Source organism: Brevundimonas sp., assembly GCF_965278935.1.
In the GTDB taxonomy this organism is placed as follows: domain Bacteria; phylum Pseudomonadota; class Alphaproteobacteria; order Caulobacterales; family Caulobacteraceae; genus Brevundimonas.
On record NZ_OZ257124.1, the window covers coordinates 1,827,497 to 1,850,217 of the forward strand.

Below are 22,721 nucleotides of genomic sequence, written 5' to 3' on the forward strand. Positions count from 1 at the left end.
AACGGATAGCGGATGACGGCCCCCAATGGCGTGCCGACCCCGGAAGCGGGGCCCCGGCATGTCGCACTGATCATGGACGGCAACGGTCGCTGGGCTCAGGCTCGCGGTCTGCCCCGGGCCATGGGCCACCGCGAAGGTGTCCAGGCGTTAAAGCGTACCGTTCAGGTGGCGCCGAAGTTCGGCATCGAATGCCTGACGGTGTTCGGCTTTTCGACCGAGAACTGGCGGCGTCCGGCGGAAGAGGTCTCCGACCTGATGGGGCTGGTCCGGTCCTATGTGGCCAGCGACCTGGCCCGGCTGGAGCGCGAGGGGGTGCGGGTGCGCGTCTTGGGGCGCCGCACGGGGCTGCCCGCCGACATCGCCGCCATTGTGGAACGGGCCGAAGCTTCGACTGCGCATAACAGCCGTTTTCTGTTGCAGGTCGCCTTCAACTACGGCGGCCGGGCGGACATCGTGGATGCGGCCCAGGCCTATGTGGACCGATTGCTGGCCGGACAGGCGAACGGACCGCTCGACGAGGCGACCCTGGGGCTGGGCCTGTCGACGGCGGGCGGACCGCCCGTGGACCTGATCGTGCGGACTTCGGGTGAGCAGCGTCTGTCGAACTTCCTCCTGTGGGAAGCCGCCTACGCCGAACTGGTCTATCAGAACGTACTGTGGCCCGATTACGGAACAGAGGCCCTCGCTGATGCGGTGCGCCAGTACCAGCAGCGCGACCGACGTTTCGGCGCCATCGCGGTCGAGCCGGCGCTCGCGGTCAACTGATGGCGTTCAAGGTGCGCGACATGGGCCTGCGCGCCGCCTCGGCCTTGGTGCTGGCGCCTGTGGCCCTGCTGGCGGTCTGGTTCGGCGGTCCCTGGATTCTCGGCGTCCTGCTGATCGCCTGCGTGGTCCTGTCCATGGAATGGGCGAAGATGAGCGCGCCGGCCGACTGGAAGGCCATCGCGGCGGCTGTCGCCCTCGCGCTCTGCGCCACCCTGCTGTCGCAACCCAATGAGGCCCTGTCGTTTAGCCTTGTGCTGCTGGTCTTCGGCGGCGCAGCGGCAGGCGTGTTCGCCAAGCTGCGCGGCCAGTCGGGAATCGATGCGGCGTATGGCGTGCTCTATCTGGGCTGGCCGGCGCTGTTGCTGATCTGGTTGCGTGAAGGAAACACCGCAGTCGGCTTCTACTGGGTGACCTTGGCCTTCGTCGTCGCTTGGGCCTCGGATATAGTAGCCTTCCTCGTCGGAAGCGCTGTGGGCGGACCCAAGCTGTGGCCGCGCTATTCGCCCAACAAGACCTGGTCCGGTTTCATCGGCGGCCTGCTGGCCGGCACTGTGGCCGGCGCCGCCATGGCCGCCCTGCCCGAGGCGGGGGTGCGCTCGATCGAATGGAGCGCGCTCCTTGGACTGGCCGCCGCCCTCGCGACGATGGCCGGCGATCTGTGGGAATCGGCGCTGAAGCGACGCTTCGGGGTCAAGGATGCGGGCAATCTGATTCCCGGCCACGGTGGGCTGATGGATCGAGTGGACGGGCTGATGTTCGCCATCGTGGTCGTCGCGGTCGGCAGGACGCTTGCCAACTATTTCGGCGCGGGCACGTGATCCGGCGTCGCGTGACGGTGCTGGGGTCTACCGGATCGGTGGGCGCCTCGACCCTGGACCTGATGGATCAGGCCGAGAAGGCCGGGACAGGCGCATTCCAGGTGGTCGCCCTGACCGGCGGCAAGAACATCGAGCGACTGGCAGAACAGGCGCGCCGCTGGCGTCCCGCCGTCGCCGTGACGGCCGATTCGAACCGGCTGGAGGCGTTGCGAACGGCCCTTACCGGGACCGGTATCGCCGTGGCGGCGGGCGAGGCGGCCGTGGTCGAGGCGGCGACGCGACCGACGGACCTCGTCATGGCGGCCATCGTCGGCGCGGCGGGGCTGAAGTCCGCCTGGGCCGCCGCCGCGACCGGTGCGACGCTCGCCCTGGCCAACAAGGAAAGTCTGGTCTGTTGCGGCCGGGCCCTGATCGAGCGGGTGACGGCGTCCGGCGGGCGCCTGATCCCGGTCGATTCCGAACATTCCGCCATCTTCCAGGTCTTCCCGGCCGAGGCCCCTGAACGTGTGGCGCGCCTGATCCTCACGGCGTCGGGCGGTCCCTTCCGCAAGACGTCGCGGGCCGACATGGCCTCGATGACGCCCGAGCAGGCCGTCGCCCATCCCAACTGGAGCATGGGGGCCAAGATCTCGGTCGACAGCGCCACCATGGCCAACAAGGGTCTGGAGATGATCGAGGCGGCCTATCTGTTCGACATGCCGGCCGACCGGATCGACGTCGTGGTTCACCCCGAATCGATCATTCACAGCCTGGTGGAGTTCGTCGACGGCTCGACCCTGGCCCAGATGGGGCCGCCCGACATGAAGACGCCGATCGCCTGCGCCCTGGCCTGGCCCGGCCGAATGGCCTGGCCGGCTCCTAAGCTCGACCTCGCCGCACTGGGCCGCCTGACCTTCGAAGCGCCCGATCCGGAGCGGTTTCCGTCCCTGCGTCTGGCCCGCGAGGCGCTGGAGGCGGGCAGGGGGGCGCCGACCATCTTCAACGCCGCCAACGAGGTCGCGGCCCTGGCCTTTCTTGACCGCCGTCTGGCCTTTCTCAATATTGCCGCAGTCGTCGCCGAAACCCTTGATCGGATGACGAAGACGGGGGCGGATGCCGATTTCGACGATGCCTGCGCCGGCGCTCTCGCGCTCGATGCTCGCGCCCGCCGGGTCGCGATCGAAATCGTCGGGGATCTGGCGCTCGCCGCCTGAGCCATTCGGCCAGGTGGGAACGGAGACGGCATGCTGAACGCGCTGGGACAGGCCCTGATCTACGTCGTGCCGTTCCTGCTGGTGCTGACGGTTATCGTCACCATCCATGAACTGGGCCACTTTCTGGTGGCGCGCGCCTTCAAAGTGAAGGTCGACCGGTTCGCCATCGGCTTCGGCAAGGCCCTCTTCAGCCGCATCGACAGGCACGGCATCGAATGGCGCGTCGGCTGGATGCCGCTGGGCGGCTATGTGAAATTCTCTGGCGACATGGATGCGTCCAGCGTCCCGGACAGCCGGGGTCTCGACGCTCTGAAGTCCGAGATCATCGCCAGAGACGGTGTCGGTGCCGAGCGCGACTATTTCCACTTCAAGCCGGTGTGGCAGCGGATGCTGATCGTCGCCGCCGGGCCGGTCTCCAACTTCATCCTCGCCATCTTCATCTTCACCCTGCTGTTTTCGGCGATCGGAGACAGGCTGCGGCCGGCCCAGGTGGCCGAGGTCGCGACGGGATCGCCCGCCGCCGCCGCCGGCTTCCAGACCGGCGACCTGATCACCGAGATCAATGGCCGGGTCATCGGCGACGCCGGGGAGGTGACCCGCAAGGTCACCCTGTCCAGCGGCGACGCCCTGCGATTCACCGTGGAACGGAACGGGGACCAGATCCAGCTGGTCGCCACGCCCGTTCGTCGAACCGAGACCGATCCCATCGCCGGTCGCGTCACCGTGGGCCGCATCGGCCTGTCGTTGACCAGCGCACCGGGGACGACGCGCTACATTCGCTACAATCCGGTCGAGGCCGTCGGTCGCGGCGTTCGCGAGACGGGCGACATCCTGGGCACGACCCTGACCTATCTCGGACGCATCTTCACCGGCCGCGAGTCTGGCGACCAGCTGAGCGGACCGATCGGCATCGCCAAGGCGTCGGGGGCCCTGACCAACGCGGCGGTGGCCGCCAACCCCGACCCCGGCGCCATGGCGCTGAACCTTCTGCTGACGCTAACGAGCTTCGCCGCCATACTTTCGATCGGAATCGGCTTTCTAAACCTCCTGCCCATCCCGGTTCTGGATGGCGGACATCTGGTCTTCTACGCCTATGAGGCTGTGGCGAAGAAACCCGTTGCCGCCAACGTTCAGGAGGCCGGGTACCGGGTCGGTCTTGCTTTGCTGGCGGGTTTGATGTTGTTCGCCACGTGGAACGACCTGCAGAAGTCGAACGTGTTCCAATTCCTCGGCGGGCTCGTCAGTTGAGCCGACGCCAGCCCCCGATGGTTTCCCGCATGATCCTGAACGACCTCCGCGCCGCTTCCACTACGGGTGACCGCACCCTGCGCAGGACCTGCGCAGCCACGGCCAGCCTTCTGGCGCTTGTCGCGGGCACGCCGGCACTCGCCCAGACCGCGCCCGCCGCAGCGGCTGAGCCGGCTCCGGCCGCCCAGCAGGCCGCGCCATCCGAGACCGGCGTGGTCAACCGCATCATTGTCCAGGGCAATCAGCGGATCGACCAGACGACGGTCCTGTCCTACCTGCCGATCCAGCCGGGCGACACGATCGATCCGGTCATCCTGGACGTCGCGATCCGGACCCTGACGCGCACCCAGCTGTTTGCCGACGTTCAGATCGGCCTGCAGCCCAACGGCGATCTGGTCGTTCGCATCGTCGAGAACCCGATCGTCAACCAGGTCGTGTTCGAGGGGAACGGCGCGATCAGCGAAGACAAGCTGCGCGAGGAAGTCACCATCGCGCCGCGCGGCATCTACACCCGTGCCCGGGTCCAGGAGGACGTGGGCAAGATCATAGAGCTCTATCGACTGTCGGGCCGCATCTCGGCGACGGTGACTCCCAAGCTGGTGCAGCTCGAACAGAACCGCGTCGACCTGATCTTCGAGATCGACGAGGGTCCGGAGACCGGCGTCCAGTCGATCACCTTCCTGGGCAACAGCGCCTTCTCCGACAGCGAACTGCGCGAGGTCATGGTGACCAAGCAGACGCAGTGGTGGCGGCTGTTCACCAAGAACGACAACTACGACCCGGGTCGTCTCGACTACGATCGGGAACAGCTGCGGAAATTCTATACGAACCGCGGCTACTACGATTTCCGCATCACCTCGGCCGTCGCCGAGCTGGCGCCGGACGACAGCGCCTTCGCCATGACCCTGACGGTCGATGAGGGCGACAAGTACAACTTCGGCGACATCCAGGTCGTCACCCAGAACGACCGCCTCAACGCGGACTTCCTGGAACTGCTGCTACCGATCCGCACGGGCGACCTGTACGAGAGCGACAAGATCGAGAGCTCGGTCGATGCCCTGACCTTCGCGGCGGGCTCGGCGGGCTACGCCTTCGTCGACATCAATCCGACGTATCGGCCCAACCCCGACACCGACACCATCGACGTCACGTTCAACGTGTCGGAAGGCCAGCGTGTCTATGTCGATCGCATCAACGTCATCGGCAACACCCGCACCATCGACCCGGTCATCCGCCGCGAGCTGATGCTGACCGAGGGCGACGCCTTCAACCGCACCCTGCTGGAGCGGTCGCGCAACAATCTGCGGGCTCTGGGCTTCTTCAAGGAAGTGACTGTCGATGAAACGCGCGGCGCCGCCCCGGACCGGTCGATCGTCAACGTCACCGTCGAGGAACAGCCGACCGGCGAACTGTCCGTCGGCGCCGGCTTCAGCTCGGTCGACAGTTTCGTGGTCAACCTGGGCATCTCGGAGCGGAACTTCCGCGGTCGGGGCCAGAACGTCGTCGCCCGCGTGGAATGGGGATCGCTGCGCCAGCAGATCGACTTCCGCTTCACCGAGCCGCGCTTCCTCGGCCGCGATATCGGCGCGGGGTTCGACCTGTTCCATTCGCGCTACGACTTCCAGGAAGAGTCCTCGTTCGACTACCGGTCGACCGGCGCAGGCCTGCGTCTGACCTATCCGCTGAACGGCTACAGCCGCCTGTCGACGCGCTACTTCATCAAGGACGACGAGATCCTGGTGCCGGTCGGCTACTGCGGCGCCAACGGTTCCGGTTCGTCCGCCCTGTGTGAACAGGTCGGCGCTTCGTTGAACTCGTCAGTCGGCTATACCCTGCTGGTTGACCGCAGGAACGACCCGGTGCGCGCGACGCGCGGCTGGACCGGCTCGCTGCGTCAGGACTTCGCCGGCCTCGGCGGTGACGTGAACTATGTGAAGACCGAAGTCGATGCGACCGTCTACTACGGCATCACGCCGAGCTGGATCGTCACCCTCGCGGGCTCCGCCGGCTATGTTTCGGGCTGGGCCGGAGACGCGGTTCGCATCAACGACCGTTTCTTCAAGGGCGGTAACAGCTTCCGGGGCTTCGAGAACGCCGGCATGGGGCCGCGCGACCTCACGACCAACGACGCCTTGGGCGGCAACTTCTACGCCGTGGGAACCATCGAGCTGACCCTGCCGAACGTTCTGCCGGCCCAGTACGGCATCAAGACTTCGCTGTTCGCCGACGTGGGCACCTTGGGCGTGCTGGACAACCGTTACACTCTCGGTACCAACGGCCTGCCGGACACCTCCATCGCCGACGATCTGTCGCTGCGGGCCTCTGCCGGCCTCAGCGTTCACTGGAAGTCGCCGATGGGTCCGATCCGCTTCGACTTCAGCCAGATTCTGAGCAACGAAGAGTACGACCGGACCGAGACCTTCCGCTTCTCGACCTCAACCCAGTTCTAAGCCCGGGCCCTTTGGCCCTAGAAGGTTACCTATGAAAATCCTCGCTATCGGCGCTTTCGCCCTGGCCTCGCTCGTCGCCTCGACCGCTGTCGCCCAGACCCAAGGCCCACAGAACCCCGGCCCCGCGATTCCGGGCGTCTGCGTCTATTTCAACCAGCGCCTGCTGGCGACGTCGACCGCCGGTCAGGCCGTTCAGGCTCGCATGGAGCAGCTGGCGACCGAAGTTCAGGGCGAACTGGCCCCGTACGGCATGTCGATCCAGACCGAGATCAACTCGCTGCAACAGGGCGGCGCCGCCGCTGATCCGGACGGCGCTCGCCGCACGGCCCTGCAGGCCCGCATCACCGAAGCCCAGACCCTGGAACAGACCCGCCAGGACGAGCTGCGCTACACTCTGTCGGAACAGCGCCGCCTGATCTCGGCCGCCGTCGAGCCGATTCTGGTCGCCGTCTATCAGGAGCGCGGCTGCGGCATCCTGCTCGACCGGGAGAGCGTGTTCATCCTGAATCCGGCCATGGACGTTACCGACGTGGTCATCCAGCGCCTGAACACCAGCCTGCCGACGCTGAGCTTCAACCGCCTGCCGGTCCCGGCCCAAGCGGCCCAGTAAGGCGCAGGGCATGACGCCCGACGCCCGCTTCTTCGATACGCTGAGCCCGCTCGGCGTTGACGACCTCGCGGCCCTGACGGGCGGCGAGGTCGTTCGCGCTTCGGATGTCCGCATCGCGCGGGTCGCGCCTCTGGCCACGGCCGACGGGCAGGCCGTGGCCTTCTTGGGTGACCGGAAATTCCTTCAGGCCCTGGGATCCACGGCCGCAGGCTGCGTGATCGTGCCTCGTGAAGCGGTGGAGGCCGCGCCGGCCGGTGCGGCCGTAATCGTATCTAGGACGCCCCAGGCCGCCTGGGCCGCCGCCGCGGTGGCCCTGCACCGGCCTGTCAGCCTGACCGCAACGGGTGCCGCCGAGGTTTGCGAAGACGACACTGTGGTGATCGAGCCCGGCGTGGTTCTGGGGCGGGGCGCACGGATCGGACGCGGCAGCCGGATCGGCGCCAATACGGTGATCGGAACGGGCGTGCAGATCGGTCGCGACTGCGACATCGGCCCGAACGTCACCGTCCGCTTCGCCCTGATCGGCGATCGGGTGAAAATCTATGCCGGCGCCCGCCTCGGCGAGGCCGGGTTCGGTGCAGCGGGCGGGGCGACCGGCCCCGTCGACGTGCCCCAACTGGGGCGTGTGATCATTCAGGACGGCGTGACCATCGGCGCCAATACCTGCATCGACCGCGGCGCTTTCGATGACACGGTGATCGGCGAGAACAGCAAGATCGATAATCTGGTCATGATCGCCCACAACTGTGTCATCGGGCGGAACTGCCTGATCGCGGGTCAGACGGGGATTTCGGGGTCGGTGACGATCGGCGACGGCGTCATGTTCGGTGGCCAGGCCGGAGTCGGCGACCACTTCAGCATCGGCGCAGGGGCGCGCGTTGCCGCCGGTGCGGGCGTGCTGGGCGATATTCCGTCGGGCGAGACCTGGTCCGGTTATCCGGCGAAACCGATCCGTCAGTTCTTGCGCGAGATCGTCTGGGTGTCCAAACAGGCGGGGCGCAAAAGAGAGCGGACGGATGACTGAGCCTGGGGTGACGATCGACTACGCCGAGGTCATGCGCCGGCTGCCCCACCGCTATCCGTTCCTGCTGGTGGACAAGGCCGAGGCCTTCGTGGCGAGCGCCTCGATCACGGGCATCAAGAACGTCACGCACAACGAGCCGTTCTTCCCGGGTCACTTCCCCATCGATCCGGTCATGCCGGGTGTGCTGATCGTCGAGGCCATGGCCCAGACGGGAGCCCTGCTGATGTCCAAGAGCCTGGACGTGGCGGTCGAGGGCAAGGTCATCATGTTCATGTCCATCGACGGCGTCCGCTTCCGGAAGCCTGCACGGCCGGTGATCAGTTGCGCATGAACGTCATTGTGACGAAGCAGCGCGGCGACATCTTCAAGTTCCGGGGCGAGACCTTCATCGACGGCAAACTGGCCGCCGAGGCCGATTTTGCGGCCATGGTGGTCACCGTCGACCAGCCGGCCACGTGAGCGTTCATCCCACCGCCCTGGTGCACCCCGACGCCGTGATCGGCGACGGCGTCGTCGTCGGGCCGTGGTCGACGGTCGGGCCGGGCGTCGTCCTGGGCGAGGGGGTCACCCTGGTCAGCCATGTGGTGGTGCAGCAGGACACGACGGTCGGCGCCCGCACCGTCATCCATCCGTTCGCCGTGATCGGCGGCGACCCCCAGCACAACGGCTACAAGGGCGAGACCGTCCGGCTTGAGATCGGATCGGACAACTCGATCCGTGAGCATGCGACCTTCAACCGGGGCACGCCGCAGGGTTCGGGCGTCACGCGCGTGGGCTCCAACGGCCTGTTCATGACGGGCGCCCACGTCGGCCACGATGCGATCGTCGGGGACAATGTGGTGATGGCCAACAGCGCGACCCTGGGCGGTCATGCGCGAATCGGTGACAAGGTCTTCCTGGGCGGCCTGTGCGCCGTGCACCAGAACGGCCGCGTGGGGCAGGGCGCCATCGTCGGCGGTCTGGCGGCGGTGACGCGCGACGTGATCCCCTACGGCTCGGCCTGGGGCAATCACGCAAAGCTGCACGGACTGAACCTGATCGGGCTGAAGCGGAAGGGCTACGGCAAGGACGCCGTGCGCCGTCTGCTGGCCGCCTTCCGCGATCTGTTCGAGGGCGAGGGCGTGTTTGCCGACCGGCTGCAGAAGGTAGAAACCGAATACGCCGATCTCGTCGAGATCATGGAGATCGTGACCTTCATTCGGGAAGATTCGAAGCGTCCGCTCTGCCTGCCGGGCGACTGAGATGCCGACGCGCGGCCGGCTCGGCCTGATCGCGGGCGGCGGGGCCCTGCCGTTGGCCATCGCGGCCCGGTGCGAGGCCGAGGGCCGGCCGCTGCTCGTCGTGCGCCTGACCAGTTTCGCCGACCCCCATCTGATCCGCTATCCGGGGCTGGAGGCCGGCATCGCCGAGATCGGCAAGGTGCTTTCGGCGTTGAAGGCGGCGGGCTGCACGGCGGTCTGTTTCGCGGGGACGGTGAACCGCCCCGATTTCAAGGCGCTGAAGCCCGATCTGAAGGGGGCGATGGTGCTGCCCGGAATCATTGCGGCGGCGACGAAGGGCGATGACGCCCTGCTGCGCAAGATCCTGTCGGTGTTCGAGGCCGAGGGCTACGCCATCGAGGGCGCCGATGACATTCTCGGCGGCGAGACCCTGCCGGTCGGCGCTCTGGGACGGATGACGCCCGACGAGGATCAGTTGTTCGATCTCAGGAAGGCCCTGCATGTCGCGGAAAAAGCGGGCGAACTCGACATCGGTCAGGGTGCGGTCGTCTGTGACGGGCTCGTGCTGGCGGTGGAGGCGCAGGAGGGCACCGACGCCATGCTCGGGCGCGTCGCGGGTCTGCCCGCAGACCTGCGCGGCGCGGCCGGACACCGGAAGGGCGCTCTGGGCAAGGCGCCCAAGCCGATCCAGGATCTGCGTGTGGACATGCCGGTCATCGGGGCCCGGACTATCGAGATGGCCGCCGCCGCCGGTCTGGCGGGCGTCGGCGGGGTCGCGGGCAAGCTGATCCTGATCGACCGGGACGCGATCATCGCGGCGGCGGATCGGCTGGGCCTGTTCGTCTGGGGCGAGGACCGGCCGTGAAGATCATGCTGGTCGCCGCCGAGGCCTCGGGCGATGCGCTGGGCGCGGGTCTGGCGCAGGCGCTGCGGGCGCTGCGGCCGGATGCCGCCTTCGTCGGTGTCGGCGGACCGAAGATGGCGGCCGAGGGCGTCGATAGCCCCTTCGACATCGCCGAACTGTCGATCCTTGGCTGGCTTGAGGGTCTGCGCGCCTATGGCCGGGTCAAGGCGCGGGTCGCCGACACCGTGGCCCTGGCGGTGCGCGAGCGGCCCGATGCGGTCGTCCTGATCGACAGTTGGGGCTTCACCATCCGGGTGGCCAAGGCCCTGCGCGAGGTGCTGCCGGGCGTGCCCCTGATCAAATACGTCGGGCCGCAGGTCTGGGCGTCGCGGCCGGGACGAGCAAGGACGCTCGCGGGCGCCGTCGATCACCTGCTGGCCCTCTACGCCTTCGACGCACCGTGGTTCGAGCGCGAGGGGCTGGCGACGACCGTGGTCGGGTCGCAGGCTCTGCATGTCGACATGGGCGCGGCCAATCCGGCCGCCTTCCGCGCCGCGCGAGGCATCGCGCCCGACGCGCGCCTGCTGCTCGTCCTGCCCGGAAGCCGGCCGAGCGAGATTCGGCTCATGACGCCCGTCTATGAGGCGGCGATCAAGTCGCTCAAGGCCGCCGATCCAGGGCTTGAGGTCGCCGTGGTCGTCGCGGGCACCGTGGCCGACGACGTCACGGCCCGGATCGCCGCCTGGCCGTTCCGCACCCACGTGGTGACCGAGGCGGACAAGTACGCGGCGATGAAGGCCGCGACCGTGGCCCTGGCCACCAGCGGCACGGTCTCGACCGAGCTGGCGCTCGCGGGCGCGCCCATGGTCATCGGTTACCGGTTCGCGCCGCTCAGCTATGCGATCATGAAGCCCTTCTTCACGGGCAGGTACGCGACCCTGTTCAACCACGCGGCGGACGAGGAAATCGCGCGCGAACTGATCCAGACCGACGCGACGCCCGAGAAGGTCGCGGCCGAGGTCGGACGATTGCTGCGCAATCCGGACGCCCGCGCGGCCCAGACGCGGCGCCAGACGGAGGCGCTGGACTATATGGGTCGAGGCGGCGACGATCCGTCAGCCCTCGCCGCCGAGGCCGTGTTGAAGGTCATCGCGGGGGCCTCTGGATCAAACGGCGCATCCGCCCTAGATTCCGTCCGCTGATCCTTGCTGGATGACCGTCGAATGACTTCTCCCCGACCGCCAAAGAAGAGCGAGACCCTCGAAATCCGGCTGCCGCACGCCTCGAAGCTCGCCTTCATGGAACGCTGCCGGGCGGCCGGCCTGACCGCCAGTGAAGTCGTGCGCGGCATGATCGAGAATGAAGCTCCGACCGCCTACAGGGCGCGACGGACGATGAAGGGCTGGCAGGCCCTGGCGGCGGCGGTCGCAGGAATCGTCATCGGTGCGGTCGCGGCCCCGTCGATCGCCCAGGCCTTGCCGGGATCGCGCGCGGCCTTCGACCGGATGGACGCCAACCACGACGGCGTCGTCTCCTTCGTCGAGTTCCAGGCCCTGGTGCGCTGAGCCTCGCGCCCTACTAGTCCAAGGCGCAGTAGAGGACGGCCCCCCAGATCGCGACAGCGACGAGAGCATATCCGACGCGGTCCCAGAGGGTGCGGCGGGGCGGGGGCGGAGTTTTGTCGAACAGGGGCATCGATCAGGTTCAACCCGAATTGCCTCCGTCCCGAAATCGATTAAACGGACCTCAGTCTGTGAGCTGAGGTCACATGAAGCCCGCCGCCCCGCCGCCACTCAATGCGCTCCGCGCCTTCGAGGCCTTCGCGCGGCATGGCGGGATGACCGCTGCGGCGGCCGAGCTCTGCGTCACCCACGGCGCGGTCAGCCGTCAGGTCGCGGCGCTGCAGGACCAGCTTGGGGTCGCCCTCGTCGTCGGGCCGCGTCACCGCCTGACCTTGACCCCCGCCGGAGCCGAACTCGCCGGGCGGCTTACCGGGGCCTTCGCGACGATCAGCGACGCCGTCGATGCCGCGCGCCGCGACGAACGGCGCGAGATCGAGATTTCCTGCCTCGGCACCTTCGCGTTGAAATGGCTGATCCCGCGCCTGCCGGGATTCATGGCCCAGCACCCCGAGATCCGGGTGCGGGTTTCGGAGTCCTACGCCGCCGTCGATTTCGCCAGGACGCGGATCGACGGCGCGATCCGTATCTTCAACCCGGGCCAGGAGGCGAAGCGGCAGGAGGTCACGCCCTTTCTGCCCCAGTATCAGGGCCCCGTAGGCGCACCCGACGTGACGCCGGCGGGCATGTCTATCGAGACCCTCGGCCGATTGCCGCGCCTGCACGCCTCGACCTTCCGCGAGAGCTGGGACGTCTGGAGCGAACTGGTCGGGCTGCGCCTGCCGCCGGCGCCTCAGGAGCGAGAGTTCCAGCACAACAACTCGATGATCGAGGCCGCCGCCGCCGGGCTGGGCGCAGCCATCGCGCCCTGGGCCTTCGTGGCGCCGGACATCGCTACGGGGCGGCTTGTCGCGCCTTTCGGCTTCGCCGAGCGGCCGTCGAAGTTCGTTTTCCTGCGACCCGAAGGCCATCCGGACGCCTCCGTCGACGCCTTCCGCGACTGGCTGGTCGCGGAAGGAGCCGTCAGTCCGGCACCGCCTATTCCTTCGACAGGTCCTGCCGATTGAACCAGGCGATGGCGCCCGCCAGTGGGACCAGCGTCCACAGGGCCAGGCTGACGATCGCCTTGAGCATCAGGCCTTCGGGCGCGGACGGGGCGCCGACGCCGGCCGTGATCATGGCCTTCAGGCCTTCGAAGGCGAGGCCCGGCAGCAGCAGCATGGACTGCCAACTCGTCGGATCCCACTGCAGGATCGCGAGGCCGGGGCCGCCCAGCAGGCTCTGGGCGAAGCCGAGCACGACCGGCACGAACAGGGCGGCCAGCAACGACCGGGTGAAGACCCCCGCAAGCAGGGCGATCATCGCGTACTGGACGATGCGGATATAGCCGAGAAGCAACAGCAGGCCGAAGTCGCCCGCATCTCCGCCGTCGATGCTGAAGGTGATGTCGTGGCCGTTGATCAGGGCCCCGCTGATCGAGAAGATCATGCCCCCGATCAGGAAGAGGACCATGGCCGCCAAGGTCAGGACCTTGAAGGCGCCGACCTTGCCGAGGATCAGGTTGAGGCGGCTGTTACGCGCGCTGATCAGCCGCCAGGTCTCCCAGCGGTAGTCGCCCGCGTAGAGGGTCGCCGCCCCGATCAGCATGAAGACCAGAATGGCGCCGTTGGCCGCGATGCCCGCGCACTGCACCAGGTCTTGACCCAGGTTGGTCACGGCGATCAACGAGGCGGCGCCGGGCGCCATGTCGGCGGTCATTTCCGCTATCTTCGACCGGGTGATCACGTTGAAGGCGATGCCGCCGATGGCGAAGCCGATGGGCACGAACAGCGCCGACCAGAACACCGCCATGCGGTTGCGGGACAGGCGGTACAGTTCGGAGAGAACGGAATCAGCCAGCATGGATCGTCTCCGGAGTTTGCACGGAGCCGGTCTCGACCATGAAGACGCTCTCCAGATCGGCGCCGACCCATCGGGCCTCGTCGATGTCGACGCCGCCCTGAACCAGGGCGCGCAGCAGGGCAGGGACGTCGGCGCGGGGCAGGGTGGCCAGAACCGCGTCGCCTTCCAGCACGCCCGAGGCGCCCGGCAGGCTGGATACGATCTCCAGCGTCTTCGAGATCGGCGTCACCGACAGCCGCAGTCGCTCGCCCGAGGCGGTCAGTTCCGAGACGGCGCCTTCGCGGACCAGCTTGCCCCGGTTCAGGATGGCGACGCGGTCGCAGACGCGCTGGACCTCCAGCAACTGGTGGCTGGCCAGGACCACGGTGATTCCGTCCTTCTCGGACAGCGACCGGATCAGGGCGCGCATCTCCTGAATGCCGGGCGGATCCATGCCGCTGGTCGGTTCATCGAGAATGACCAGCTCCGGCTCGGTGATCAGGGCGGCGGCGACGCCGAGCCGCTGCAGCATGCCGACGGAGAAGCCACGCACCTTGCGGTCGGCGGCCTCGGTCAGACCGACACGCTCCAGCCAGCCGGCGACCCGCGCCGCATCAGGCTTCAATCCGTGGGCGGCGGACAGCCAGACCAGAACCTGGCGCGCGCTCATGAAGGGCGGGAAGCGCGGCGTCTCGATCATCGAGCCCATGCGGCGCGAGGCCGCGACGTCGCCGATGCGCCCGCCCATGACCGAGGCCTCGCCGTCGGTCGGCCGGATCAGGCCCAGCAGGATGCGGAACAGGGTCGACTTGCCGGCCCCGTTCGGTCCCAGCACGCCGTAGACCCCGCCGCGCGGAATGGTCAGGCTCAACCCGTCCAGTGCGCGAACCGCGCCATAGGTCTTGGTCAGGTTCCGGGTTTCGATCACTGCGGTCATTCCCGACCATCGCCCGGCCAATCCCGCACGGCAAGCGTGTGGAGGATTAAGCTTCCGACAGGTTCGACGGGCCGGATTCTGTTCCTTGTCGTCGCGATATCGACGCCTGCCGATGCAAAACAGGCCCGCAGACGGTTACGAGAAACGCCATCCTCGTATAGGACCCCCTCCCAACGCGTCGATGTGACGGGTTTCAGGCGGTGCAGACTTCAGGAGTGCATGAGATGAGCAGGGTTCTCGTAATCGGGGCGGGGGGCGTCGGCTCCGTCGCCGTCCACAAGATGGCGATGAACGCCGACATCTTTTCGCACATCACACTGGCCTCGCGGACGAAGTCCAAGTGCGACGCCATCGCCGTCTCGGTCAAGGAGCGCACCGGCGTAACCATCGACACGGCAGCCATCGACGCCGACGACGTCGCCGCGACCACGGCCCTGATCAATGCCGTGAAGCCCGAGCTCGTGGTCAATCTGGCCCTGCCGTACCAGGACCTGAACATCATGGACGCCTGCCTGGCGGCCGGGGTCCACTATATGGACACCGCCAACTACGAGCCGCGCGACGAGGCGAAGTTCGAATACAAGTGGCAGTGGGCCTATCAGGATCGCTTCAAGGAAGCCGGTCTGATGGCTCTTCTCGGGTCGGGCTTCGATCCCGGCGTCACGTCCGTGTTCACGACGTACACGAAGAAGCACCTGCTGGATTCGATCGAGACGCTCGACATCCTCGACTGCAACGGCGGCGACACCGGCCTGCCGTTCGCGACCAACTTCAATCCCGAGATCAACCTGCGCGAAGTGACCGCGCCGTCGCGACACCTCGAGAACGGCGAGTGGATCGAGGGCCCGGCCCTGACCAACAAACAGGTGTTCGACTTCGAGGCCGTGGGGCCGAAGAACATGTACCTCATGTACCATGAGGAACTGGAGTCGCTGGCCAAGTTCTATCCGGAAATCAAACGCATCCGCTTCTGGATGACCTTCGGAGACTCCTATCTGAAGCACCTCGACGTGCTCGGGAACATCGGCATCCTCTCGATCGAGCCGATGACCTTCCAGGGCCGCGAGATCATCCCGATCGAATTCCTGAAGGCCCTGTTGCCCGAGCCGTCGTCGCTGGGCCCGCTGACCAGGGGCAAGACCAATATCGGCACCATCGCTACCGGCATGAAGGACGGCGTCCAGAAGACGGTCTACGTCAAGAACATCTGCGACCACGAAGAGGCCTATGCCGAGACCGGCAACCAGGCCGTCAGCTACACCACGGGCGTGCCGGCCATGATCGGCGCCGCCATGATCCTGACGAGCCAGTGGAAAGGCGCGGGCGTGTTCAACATGGAGCAAATGGACCCCGATCCCTTCATGGACATGCTGAACAAGCACGGCCTGCCCTGGAAGGTGCAGGAACTGGACGCCCCGCTGGCGTTCTGATCGATGCACACCCCTTCCGGCGCCATGGAGACGAAGGCGGGCGGGCCCGGCGCGTTCGCCCGCTTCGACCTCGGCCGCGTGCCGTCGCCCTGTTTCGTGGTCGACGAGGCGGCGGTGCGTCGCAACCTCGGCATCCTCAGGGACGTCGGGGCGGCGGGCGGCGCGCGCGTCCTGCTGGCGCTCAAGGCCTTCTCGATGTGGTCGCTGGCCGATCTCGTCGAGGAATACCTGGACGGCGTCTGCGCCTCGGGCCTGTGGGAGGCGCGCCTGGCGCGGGAGTTCTACAAGGGCCACCTGACCACCTACTCGCCCGCTTACAAGGCGGGAGAACTGCCCGAGATCCTGCGCCTGTCGGACACGGTGATCTTCAACACCCCGGCCCAGATCGCGCGTTTCGCCGACCTGATCGCCGAAGCCCGCGCGGCCGGCGAGACCTTCGACATCGGCCTGCGTCTCAACCCTGAACATTCCGAGGCGGAGGTCGCCAAATACGATCCCTGCCAACTCGGATCCCGGCTGGGTTTCCCGGTGTCGCAGCTGAAGCCCGAGCACCTGCGGGGCGTCGACGGCCTGCACCTTCACGCCCTCTGCGAACAGGGGTTCGAGCCGCTGCAGCGCATCTGGACCTCGCTGGAGCCCCGGATCGCGGACGCGCTCGTCGGGTTAAACTGGCTGAACCTCGGCGGCGGCCACCACATCACCCGCGCCGACTACGACCGCGAGGGCCTGAGCGCCTTCCTCAGGACCATCGCCGAACGCCACGCCATCGAGGTCTATATCGAACCCGGCGAGGCCATCGCGCTCGACGCCGGCATCCTGGTCGGAGAGGTCCTCGACACCTTCGACAACGGCCTGCCGGTCGCCATCACCGACATCTCTGCGACCTGCCACATGCCCGACGTTATCGAGGCGCCCTACCGCCCGGCGATGCTGGGCGAGGCTGAGGAAGGCCTCGCCTGGCGCCTGGGCGGCCCGTCATGCCTGGCCGGCGACATCATCGGCGACTATCGCTTCCCCACGCCGCCGGGCGTCGGAACCCGCATCGCCTTCCTCGACCAGGCCCACTATTCGATGGTCAAGACCACGACCTTCAACGGCGTGCCCCTGCCGGCCATCGCCCTGTGGAACTCCGACACCGACGCCCTGCGGCTTGTCCGCGAGTTCGACTGGACCGAATTCCGCGACCGGCTGTCCTGAGCGGCCCGCCCCGAGACATCGCGCCTCCGGTCGGCTAAATCCGCCGTCCCATGTCGATCCTGCATCCCAAGGCGCGCAAGGCCGCCATCGCCTTCATCTTCGTGACGGCGGTGCTCGACATCCTGTCGATGGGCGTGATCATGCCGGTCCTGCCGTCGCTGATCGAGGAGTTCGCGGGCTCCAGCGCTTCGGCCGGCATCTGGAACGGCGCCTTCGTGGCCATGTGGGCCGCGATGCAGTTCCTGGCCTCGCCGGTGATCGGCTCTCTGTCGGATCGTTACGGACGCCGTCCGGTGATCCTGATTTCCTGCGCCGGTCTGGCGCTGGACTGGATGCTGATGGCCCTGGCGCCGAACCTGTGGTGGCTGGCGGTCGGGCGGATCCTCGGCGGCCTGACATCGTCCAGCTTTACGGCCATCTACGCCTACATGGCCGACATCACCGCGCCGGAGAACCGGGCCCGCGCCTACGGTCTGATCGGCGCGGCCTTCTCGGGCGGCTTCGTCCTGGGACCCGTCGTCGGCGGCTTCCTTGGCGAGATCGGCCCGCGCGCGCCCTTCTGGTTCGCCGCCGTCCTGTCCGGGGTTGCCTTCCTGTATGGCCTCTTCATCCTGCCCGAGAGCCTGCCGGTCGAGAAGCGAATGGCCTTCAGCTGGCGGCGCGCCAATCCCATCGGCGCCATGAGCCTGCTGCTGCGGCATGTGGAGCTGACCGGCCTCGCGGCGGTGAACTTCCTGCTCTACTTCTCCCACCACGTGTTTTCGGCGATCTTCGTCCTCTACGCCATGCACCGCTACGGCTGGGGGCCGCGCGAGGTCGGGCTGCTGCTGGCCGGCGTCGGGGTCATCGACATGGTCATGCAGGGCACGGTCGTCGGGCCGGTCACCAAACGGCTGGGCGACCGCAACACCATGCTGGTCGGCTTCGTCGGCGGGACCATCGGCATGGCCATGATGGGCTGGGCCCCGAACGGCGTCTGGTTCGCGCTGGCCATGCTGCCCAACGCGCTGTGGGGTCTGGCCATGCCGACCATGCAGGCCCTGATGACGCGTCAGGTCGGCGACGACGAACAGGGCCAGCTCCAGGGCGCGAACAACTCTGTCGCCTCCATCGCGGGCATCGCCTCGCCCCTGTTCTTCGGCTGGGTCTACGCCATGTCGGCCGGGTCCAATGCCTGGCTGCCGCATCCGGGCACGGCCTTCTTCATGGCCGCCGTCGTGCTGGCCGCGGCGGGTCTGCTGGGCTGGCGCGTGGGCGTGAAGGCCGAACGCGCCGAGGCTGCAACGCGCGCGCCTTGATCCAGCCCGAAAGCAGGACAGATATACAGGCCTCGACATGGCTCATTTCCGGACTGCAATGAAGACCTCGATGATCGCCCTCGCGGCCTGCCTGACGCTGGCGGCTTGCGGCAACGCCAACTCCACCAGGGCCCAGGACGGCGTCTTCGCCGAACTGACCCAGCGCCAGACCCCCACCGACTCCACCTCGATGAAGCAGAGCTTCGCCCCGGTGGTGCGCGAGGCGGCGCCCGCCGTGGTCAACATCTCGGCCCGCTCGATCCAGCGGGTCCAGGCCGACCCCTTCTTCCAGATGTTCGGCGGCGGCATGCCCCAGCAGCGGGTGGCGGAATCCGCCGGTTCCGGTGTCATCGTCCGCTCCGACGGCATCGTGGTCACCAACAACCACGTCATCGAGGGCGCCCAGCAGATCCGCGTCGTCCTCAACGACCGGCGCGAGTATCCGGCCGAGGTCATCCTCGCCGACGAACGCTCCGACATCGCCGTCCTCAAGCTTCAGGGCGTCACGGAGCAACTGCCCGTCCTGGCCATCGACGACCGCGAGCAACAGGAGGTCGGCGACCTCGTCCTGGCCATCGGCAATCCGTTCGGCGTCGGCCAGACCGTGACCAACGGCATCATCTCGGCCCTGAACCGGACGGAGACCGGAATCTCCGACAGCGGCTCCTTTATCCAGACCGACGCGGCCATCAATCCGGGCAACTCCGGCGGGCCGCTGGTCGACATGGACGGTGACGTCATCGGCATCAACACGGCCATCTTCTCGCGCTCGGGCTCGTCCGCGGGCGTCGGTTTCGCGGTGCCCGCCTCGATGGTGCGGCGCGTGGTCGATTCGGCCCTGGGCGGCGAGACGGCCGTCGTTCGTCCCTGGCTGGGCGTGAAGGGCGACACCGTCTCGTCCGATATAGCCCGCTCGCTGGGCATGGCCCGGCCTCAGGGCCTGATCGTCACCGCCATCTATTCGGGTGGGCCGGGCGCACGCGCGGGCCTGCGCGAAGGCGATGTCATCACCGCGCTCGACGGCGCCGAGGTCCATGATCAGGCAGGCCTGAACTTCCGCGTCGGCACGAAGAGCCCCAACGAGGCCGTAGCCGTCACCGTCCTCCGCGACGGCCGCAGCCAGACCCTCAATGCCCGTGTCCAGCCTCTGCCCGGCGATGCCAAGGGCGATGGTGAGGTCATCCAGCAGGGTCCCTTCGCGGGCGCCGAGATCGCGGTCCTGAATCCGGCGCTGGCCGACCGGCTGGGCGGTGATCCCTTCGCCAGCGGGGCCATCGTCACCAATGTCGGGGGCCGAACCGCCGCGCGCGCCAACGGCTTCCAGCCCGGTGACGTGGTGACCCAGATCGATGGCCGGCCTGTGCGCGATATCGCCGCCGTCCGCCGGGGCTCGCGCGGATCCGAGGTGACCATCCAGCGTCAGGGCCGGGTCATGACCGGCCGGGTCGGCTACGCTGGCTAAATCCCCGTCTTCGGTCCCATGAAGGACCAGACGTGGCCATACGGGTCGGTCATCTTGCCGTGGCGGCCATAGAAGTCGTCCTCGGCCGGACGGATCGTGATCGCGCCCCTGGCCGAGGCCCGCGCCATCCAGGCGTCCACGTCGTCGACAGCCAGGGCGATCGAGACGGTCGTGCTGCCCAAGGTCCGCGGGGCCTGCGCGCCGATGCGGTCCTGCACCTCGGGGAACTCGTCGGCGAGGTAGATGACCCCGCCGTTGACCGACAGGCTGGCGTGTCCCACCCGACCGTCGTCCTGATCGTAGCGGGCGGTGACCTCGGCCCCCAGGGCGGCGCAGTACCACTCCACCGCCGCCGGACCGTCGTGCACCATCAGATAGGGCGTGACTGGCGGATCGGGCGGGACATGGGTCATCTCAACCTGCCTTCACGGGGCCGGACACGGACCAGCAATGGCCGAACGGGTCCTTTACCTGGCCGTAGCGTGCGCCCCAGAACTGGTCCGAAAGCGGAAACACCGGCACAGCCCCGGCCGCCAGCGCCCGATCCCACCAGGCGTCGGCGTCATCGACCTCCAGATGCAGTGTTACGCCCACGGGGGTGATGTCGATCTTGCCATCGTGTTCCGGAAACTCGTCGTGCAGCAACAGACCGCCGCCGTTGATGATCAGGTGGGCGTGCATCAGCCGCTCACCGTCCTCGGCCAGCATCTTCGACTGGACGACCGCTCCGAACGCCCGGCCATAGAATTCCAGCGCCGCTTCGCCGCCGCGCGACGGGATGGTGATATGCGGGGTCACGCCCGGCATGGGGGTCGGCGCATCGGTCATGGCGTTCTCCTTCGTAGCCAGACTAACGCGTGAAATCGGCGTTGCGAACGCCTACATCCGAGAGTTCATGACCGACCTGTTCGAAGCCTCCGGCATCCATCCCCCCGACGCGCCGCTGGCCGACCGCCTGCGTCCCGCGACGCTCGACGAGGTGGTGGGGCAGGATCATCTGCTGGGCGAAGGCGGGCCGATCCGGCGCATGATCGAGGCCGGCCGTCTGGGCTCGATGATCCTGTGGGGGCCGCCCGGCACCGGCAAGACCACCATCGCCCGCCTGCTCGCCAGGGCCGCGGGGTACCAGTACCAGCAGATCTCGGCCGTCTTCTCCGGCGTCGCCGACCTGAAGAAGGCGTTCGAACAGGCCCGCATGCGCCGCGCCGCCGGCCAGTCCACCCTGCTGTTCGTCGACGAAATCCACCGCTTCAACCGCGCCCAGCAGGACGGCTTCCTGCCGTTCGTGGAGGAGGGGGTCGTCACCCTCGTCGGGGCCACGACCGAGAACCCGTCGTTCGAGCTCAACGGCGCCCTTCTGTCGCGCAGCCAGGTCTTCGTGCTCAAGCGGCTGGACGATGTGGCGCTGGATCTGCTGCTCTCTCGCGCCGAGGCGCAGGAGGGGCAGGACCTGCCGCTGACGCCCGAGGCGCGTCACGCCCTGACGGCCCTGGCCGACGGCGACGGCCGCTACCTGCTGACCATGGCCGAGACCCTGTTCGCCCTGCCGCCCGAGCCCGTGCTGGACGTCCAGGCCCTTGCGGGCACCCTGCAACGCCGCGCGCCCGCCTACGACAAGTCGAGGGAGGAGCACTACAACCTCATATCCGCGCTGCATAAATCGGTGCGCGGTTCTGACCCCGACGCGGCCCTCTACTGGCTGGCGCGGATGCTGAACGGCGGCGAGGATCCTCTGTATCTGGCCCGCCGCATCGTTCGCATGGCGGTCGAGGACATCGGCGAGGCGGACCCCCTGTCCATCATGGTCGCCAATGCGGCCAAGGACACCTACGACTTCCTGGGCAGTCCCGAGGGCGAATTGGCCCTGGCCCAGGCGGTGGTCCATCTGGCGACGGCGCCCAAGTCCGTCGCCGTCTACGAGGCCTTCAAGGCCGCGAAACGTGCGGCCTCCGAAACCGGCTCCCTGATGCCGCCGGCCCACATCCGCAACGCCCCGACGAAGCTCATGAAGTCGCTCGGCTACGGCAAGGGCTACCAGTACGACCCGGACACGGAGGAGGGCTTCTCCGGCGCGAACTTCTTCCCCGACGAGATGGAGCGAAGGACCTTCTACAAGCCGAAGGGCGAGGGCCACGAAGAGAAGATCAAGGCGCGGCTGGAGCGCTGGGCCCGAAAGCGGGCGGATATCCGGTCAAAGGCTGAGTGATCGCTGTTCATTGTCGAACGCCCGCGACCGGCATAGCTTCGCCGTTCAAGGGATCCTTGGGAGGGGACGATGGCTGACGGAATGAAGACGCCCTGGCATCTGTGGCTGGTGGGCGTGCTGAGCCTGCTGTGGAATGCGTTCGGCGGATACGACTTCATCATGACCAATACCCAGGGCGAGACCTATATGCGCGCCTCGGGCATGACCCAGCCGATGATCGACTATTTCAACGCCATGCCGACGTGGATGTATGTGCCTTGGACGCTCGGGGTCTGGGGCGCGATCACCGGCTCGGTTCTGCTGCTGTTGCGGATGAAATGGGCGGTCCACGCCTTCGCCCTGTCCGTGATCGGCGCCGTCACCAGCCTGATCTTCGGCTTGATGAACCCCATGCCCGGCCTTCCGCCTGAACTGGCCGTCATGGCGTATATGCCGTGGATCATCGCCGTGATCGCTGCCCTTCTGCTTTGGTACGCCTGGGCCATGGGCAAGCGCGGCGTTCTCCGCTAACCGGCGGGG

Annotated in this window: 22 protein-coding genes and 1 pseudogene; 19 read left to right on the plus strand and 4 right to left on the minus strand. The window is 67.6% G+C overall.

Annotated elements, in window-relative coordinates:
• The first annotated feature begins 12 nt into the window (after positions 1–12).
• The 13 genes and pseudogenes from uppS to ACQY68_RS09110 all read left to right on the plus strand — a co-directional run bounded on the left by uppS (position 13) and on the right by ACQY68_RS09110 (position 12,858).
• Positions 13–765, plus strand: coding sequence for a polyprenyl diphosphate synthase (gene uppS / locus ACQY68_RS09050; RefSeq protein ID WP_428149038.1), 753 nt, complete (start codon positions 13–15; stop codon positions 763–765).
• Complete coding sequence (locus tag ACQY68_RS09055) at positions 765–1,583, plus strand: phosphatidate cytidylyltransferase (protein ID WP_428149039.1); 819 nt, start codon at positions 765–767, stop codon at positions 1,581–1,583. Before uppS ends, ACQY68_RS09055 begins: the two co-directional genes overlap by 1 nt.
• A complete protein-coding gene (gene dxr, locus ACQY68_RS09060) occupies positions 1,580–2,776 on the plus strand; it encodes a 1-deoxy-D-xylulose-5-phosphate reductoisomerase (RefSeq protein ID WP_428149041.1) in 1,197 nt (398 codons plus the stop codon). Before ACQY68_RS09055 ends, dxr begins: the two co-directional genes overlap by 4 nt.
• A gap of 30 nt (positions 2,777–2,806) precedes the next feature.
• Positions 2,807–4,024 (plus strand): M50 family metallopeptidase, encoded by a 1,218-nt coding sequence (locus ACQY68_RS09065; RefSeq protein ID WP_428149042.1) that lies wholly within the window; start codon positions 2,807–2,809, stop codon positions 4,022–4,024.
• A gap of 29 nt (positions 4,025–4,053) precedes the next feature.
• A complete protein-coding gene (bamA, locus tag ACQY68_RS09070; protein WP_428149043.1) occupies positions 4,054–6,474 on the plus strand; it encodes an outer membrane protein assembly factor BamA in 2,421 nt (806 codons plus the stop codon).
• A gap of 31 nt (positions 6,475–6,505) precedes the next feature.
• Positions 6,506–7,084, plus strand: a complete 579-nt coding sequence (locus ACQY68_RS09075) for an OmpH family outer membrane protein (protein ID WP_428149044.1) — start codon at positions 6,506–6,508, stop codon at positions 7,082–7,084.
• 10 nt (positions 7,085–7,094) lie between these two features.
• On the plus strand, positions 7,095–8,108 hold the full coding sequence (gene lpxD / locus ACQY68_RS09080) for a UDP-3-O-(3-hydroxymyristoyl)glucosamine N-acyltransferase (RefSeq protein WP_428149045.1): 1,014 nt from the start codon (positions 7,095–7,097) through the stop codon (positions 8,106–8,108).
• Positions 8,101–8,567 (plus strand): annotated as a pseudogene (fabZ, locus tag ACQY68_RS09085) (3-hydroxyacyl-ACP dehydratase FabZ). Before lpxD ends, fabZ begins: the two are co-directional and overlap by 8 nt.
• Positions 8,564–9,349 carry an acyl-ACP--UDP-N-acetylglucosamine O-acyltransferase gene (lpxA, locus tag ACQY68_RS09090; protein WP_428149046.1) on the plus strand — a complete coding sequence of 262 codons (786 nt, stop codon included), beginning with the start codon at positions 8,564–8,566 and terminating at the stop codon, positions 9,347–9,349. The pseudogene fabZ and the gene lpxA overlap by 4 nt, the downstream one beginning before the upstream one ends.
• Position 9,350: 1 nt before the next feature.
• Complete coding sequence (lpxI, locus tag ACQY68_RS09095) at positions 9,351–10,193, plus strand: UDP-2,3-diacylglucosamine diphosphatase (protein WP_428149047.1); 843 nt, start codon at positions 9,351–9,353, stop codon at positions 10,191–10,193.
• Between the two features lie 5 nt (positions 10,194–10,198).
• Positions 10,199–11,374: a lipid-A-disaccharide synthase gene (gene lpxB, locus ACQY68_RS09100; RefSeq protein ID WP_428152624.1), complete on the plus strand. Its 1,176-nt coding sequence runs from the start codon at positions 10,199–10,201 to the stop codon at positions 11,372–11,374.
• Between the two features lie 21 nt (positions 11,375–11,395).
• Complete coding sequence (locus tag ACQY68_RS09105) at positions 11,396–11,737, plus strand: hypothetical protein (protein WP_428149048.1); 342 nt, start codon at positions 11,396–11,398, stop codon at positions 11,735–11,737.
• A 203-nt stretch (positions 11,738–11,940) separates the two neighbouring features.
• Positions 11,941–12,858, plus strand: a complete 918-nt coding sequence (locus ACQY68_RS09110; protein WP_428149049.1) for a LysR substrate-binding domain-containing protein — start codon at positions 11,941–11,943, stop codon at positions 12,856–12,858.
• Here the strand turns inward: ACQY68_RS09110 and ACQY68_RS09115 are convergent.
• Together ACQY68_RS09115 and ACQY68_RS09120 are read right to left on the minus strand one after the other, a co-directional pair.
• Positions 12,830–13,693: a hypothetical protein gene (locus ACQY68_RS09115; protein ID WP_428149050.1), complete on the minus strand. Its 864-nt coding sequence runs from the start codon at positions 13,691–13,693 to the stop codon at positions 12,830–12,832. The two genes, ACQY68_RS09110 and ACQY68_RS09115, sit on opposite strands and share 29 nt — an antisense overlap.
• Complete coding sequence (locus ACQY68_RS09120) at positions 13,683–14,609, minus strand: ABC transporter ATP-binding protein (RefSeq protein WP_428149051.1); 927 nt, start codon at positions 14,607–14,609, stop codon at positions 13,683–13,685. Before ACQY68_RS09120 ends, ACQY68_RS09115 begins: the two co-directional genes overlap by 11 nt.
• Before the next feature lie 224 nt (positions 14,610–14,833).
• Between ACQY68_RS09120 and ACQY68_RS09125 the strand changes: the two genes are divergently transcribed.
• The 4 genes from ACQY68_RS09125 to ACQY68_RS09140 are packed head-to-tail and all read left to right on the plus strand — an operon-like array spanning position 14,834 to position 19,996.
• Positions 14,834–16,039 carry a saccharopine dehydrogenase C-terminal domain-containing protein gene (locus tag ACQY68_RS09125; RefSeq protein WP_428149053.1) on the plus strand — a complete coding sequence of 402 codons (1,206 nt, stop codon included), beginning with the start codon at positions 14,834–14,836 and terminating at the stop codon, positions 16,037–16,039.
• A 3-nt stretch (positions 16,040–16,042) separates the two neighbouring features.
• A complete protein-coding gene (locus ACQY68_RS09130) occupies positions 16,043–17,236 on the plus strand; it encodes a carboxynorspermidine decarboxylase (RefSeq protein ID WP_428149054.1) in 1,194 nt (397 codons plus the stop codon).
• A gap of 50 nt (positions 17,237–17,286) precedes the next feature.
• Positions 17,287–18,534, plus strand: coding sequence for a TCR/Tet family MFS transporter (locus ACQY68_RS09135; RefSeq protein WP_428149056.1), 1,248 nt, complete (start codon positions 17,287–17,289; stop codon positions 18,532–18,534).
• A gap of 58 nt (positions 18,535–18,592) precedes the next feature.
• A complete protein-coding gene (locus ACQY68_RS09140) occupies positions 18,593–19,996 on the plus strand; it encodes a Do family serine endopeptidase (protein ID WP_428149058.1) in 1,404 nt (467 codons plus the stop codon).
• Here ACQY68_RS09140 and ACQY68_RS09145 read toward each other — a convergent pair.
• Together ACQY68_RS09145 and ACQY68_RS09150 are read right to left on the minus strand one after the other, a co-directional pair.
• A complete protein-coding gene (locus ACQY68_RS09145; RefSeq protein ID WP_428149059.1) occupies positions 19,993–20,409 on the minus strand; it encodes a VOC family protein in 417 nt (138 codons plus the stop codon). The two genes, ACQY68_RS09140 and ACQY68_RS09145, sit on opposite strands and share 4 nt — an antisense overlap.
• A gap of 1 nt (position 20,410) precedes the next feature.
• A complete protein-coding gene (locus ACQY68_RS09150; RefSeq protein WP_428149060.1) occupies positions 20,411–20,824 on the minus strand; it encodes a VOC family protein in 414 nt (137 codons plus the stop codon).
• Positions 20,825–20,891: 67 nt separating this feature from the next.
• Here ACQY68_RS09150 and ACQY68_RS09155 point away from each other — a divergent pair, with 67 nt between their 5' ends.
• The gene (locus tag ACQY68_RS09155; protein ID WP_428149061.1) at positions 20,892–22,202 is read left to right on the plus strand and encodes a replication-associated recombination protein A; all 1,311 of its coding nucleotides are present in this window, start codon (positions 20,892–20,894) and stop codon (positions 22,200–22,202) included.
• A 69-nt stretch (positions 22,203–22,271) separates the two neighbouring features.
• The gene (locus ACQY68_RS09160; protein WP_428149062.1) at positions 22,272–22,712 is read left to right on the plus strand and encodes a hypothetical protein; all 441 of its coding nucleotides are present in this window, start codon (positions 22,272–22,274) and stop codon (positions 22,710–22,712) included.
• Positions 22,713–22,721 lie beyond the last annotated feature (9 nt).

What these genes read in the sequence shown, in the direction of transcription:
- ACQY68_RS09105 (WP_428149048.1), top strand. Translation starts at nt 11,396, where the DNA reads ATGACTTCTCCCCGACCGCCAAAGAAGAGCGAGACCCTCGAAATCCGG.
- ACQY68_RS09065 (WP_428149042.1), top strand. Translation starts at nt 2,807, where the DNA reads ATGCTGAACGCGCTGGGACAGGCCCTGATCTACGTCGTGCCGTTCCTG.
- lpxB (WP_428152624.1), top strand. Translation starts at nt 10,199, where the DNA reads ATGCTGGTCGCCGCCGAGGCCTCGGGCGATGCGCTGGGCGCGGGTCTG.
- lpxD (WP_428149045.1), top strand. Translation starts at nt 7,095, where the DNA reads ATGACGCCCGACGCCCGCTTCTTCGATACGCTGAGCCCGCTCGGCGTT.
- ACQY68_RS09110 (WP_428149049.1), top strand. Translation starts at nt 11,941, where the DNA reads ATGAAGCCCGCCGCCCCGCCGCCACTCAATGCGCTCCGCGCCTTCGAG.
- ACQY68_RS09075 (WP_428149044.1), top strand. Translation starts at nt 6,506, where the DNA reads ATGAAAATCCTCGCTATCGGCGCTTTCGCCCTGGCCTCGCTCGTCGCC.
- ACQY68_RS09130 (WP_428149054.1), top strand. Translation starts at nt 16,043, where the DNA reads ATGCACACCCCTTCCGGCGCCATGGAGACGAAGGCGGGCGGGCCCGGC.
- ACQY68_RS09160 (WP_428149062.1), top strand. Translation starts at nt 22,272, where the DNA reads ATGGCTGACGGAATGAAGACGCCCTGGCATCTGTGGCTGGTGGGCGTG.
- ACQY68_RS09055 (WP_428149039.1), top strand. Translation starts at nt 765, where the DNA reads ATGGCGTTCAAGGTGCGCGACATGGGCCTGCGCGCCGCCTCGGCCTTG.
- lpxI (WP_428149047.1), top strand. Translation starts at nt 9,351, where the DNA reads ATGCCGACGCGCGGCCGGCTCGGCCTGATCGCGGGCGGCGGGGCCCTG.
- uppS (WP_428149038.1), top strand. Translation starts at nt 13, where the DNA reads ATGACGGCCCCCAATGGCGTGCCGACCCCGGAAGCGGGGCCCCGGCAT.
- ACQY68_RS09120 (WP_428149051.1), bottom strand. Translation starts at nt 14,609, where the DNA reads ATGACCGCAGTGATCGAAACCCGGAACCTGACCAAGACCTATGGCGCG.
- ACQY68_RS09115 (WP_428149050.1), bottom strand. Translation starts at nt 13,693, where the DNA reads ATGCTGGCTGATTCCGTTCTCTCCGAACTGTACCGCCTGTCCCGCAAC.
- ACQY68_RS09125 (WP_428149053.1), top strand. Translation starts at nt 14,834, where the DNA reads ATGAGCAGGGTTCTCGTAATCGGGGCGGGGGGCGTCGGCTCCGTCGCC.
- ACQY68_RS09135 (WP_428149056.1), top strand. Translation starts at nt 17,287, where the DNA reads ATGTCGATCCTGCATCCCAAGGCGCGCAAGGCCGCCATCGCCTTCATC.
- ACQY68_RS09140 (WP_428149058.1), top strand. Translation starts at nt 18,593, where the DNA reads ATGAAGACCTCGATGATCGCCCTCGCGGCCTGCCTGACGCTGGCGGCT.
- bamA (WP_428149043.1), top strand. Translation starts at nt 4,054, where the DNA reads ATGATCCTGAACGACCTCCGCGCCGCTTCCACTACGGGTGACCGCACC.
- ACQY68_RS09155 (WP_428149061.1), top strand. Translation starts at nt 20,892, where the DNA reads ATGACCGACCTGTTCGAAGCCTCCGGCATCCATCCCCCCGACGCGCCG.
- ACQY68_RS09150 (WP_428149060.1), bottom strand. Translation starts at nt 20,824, where the DNA reads ATGACCGATGCGCCGACCCCCATGCCGGGCGTGACCCCGCATATCACC.
- ACQY68_RS09145 (WP_428149059.1), bottom strand. Translation starts at nt 20,409, where the DNA reads ATGACCCATGTCCCGCCCGATCCGCCAGTCACGCCCTATCTGATGGTG.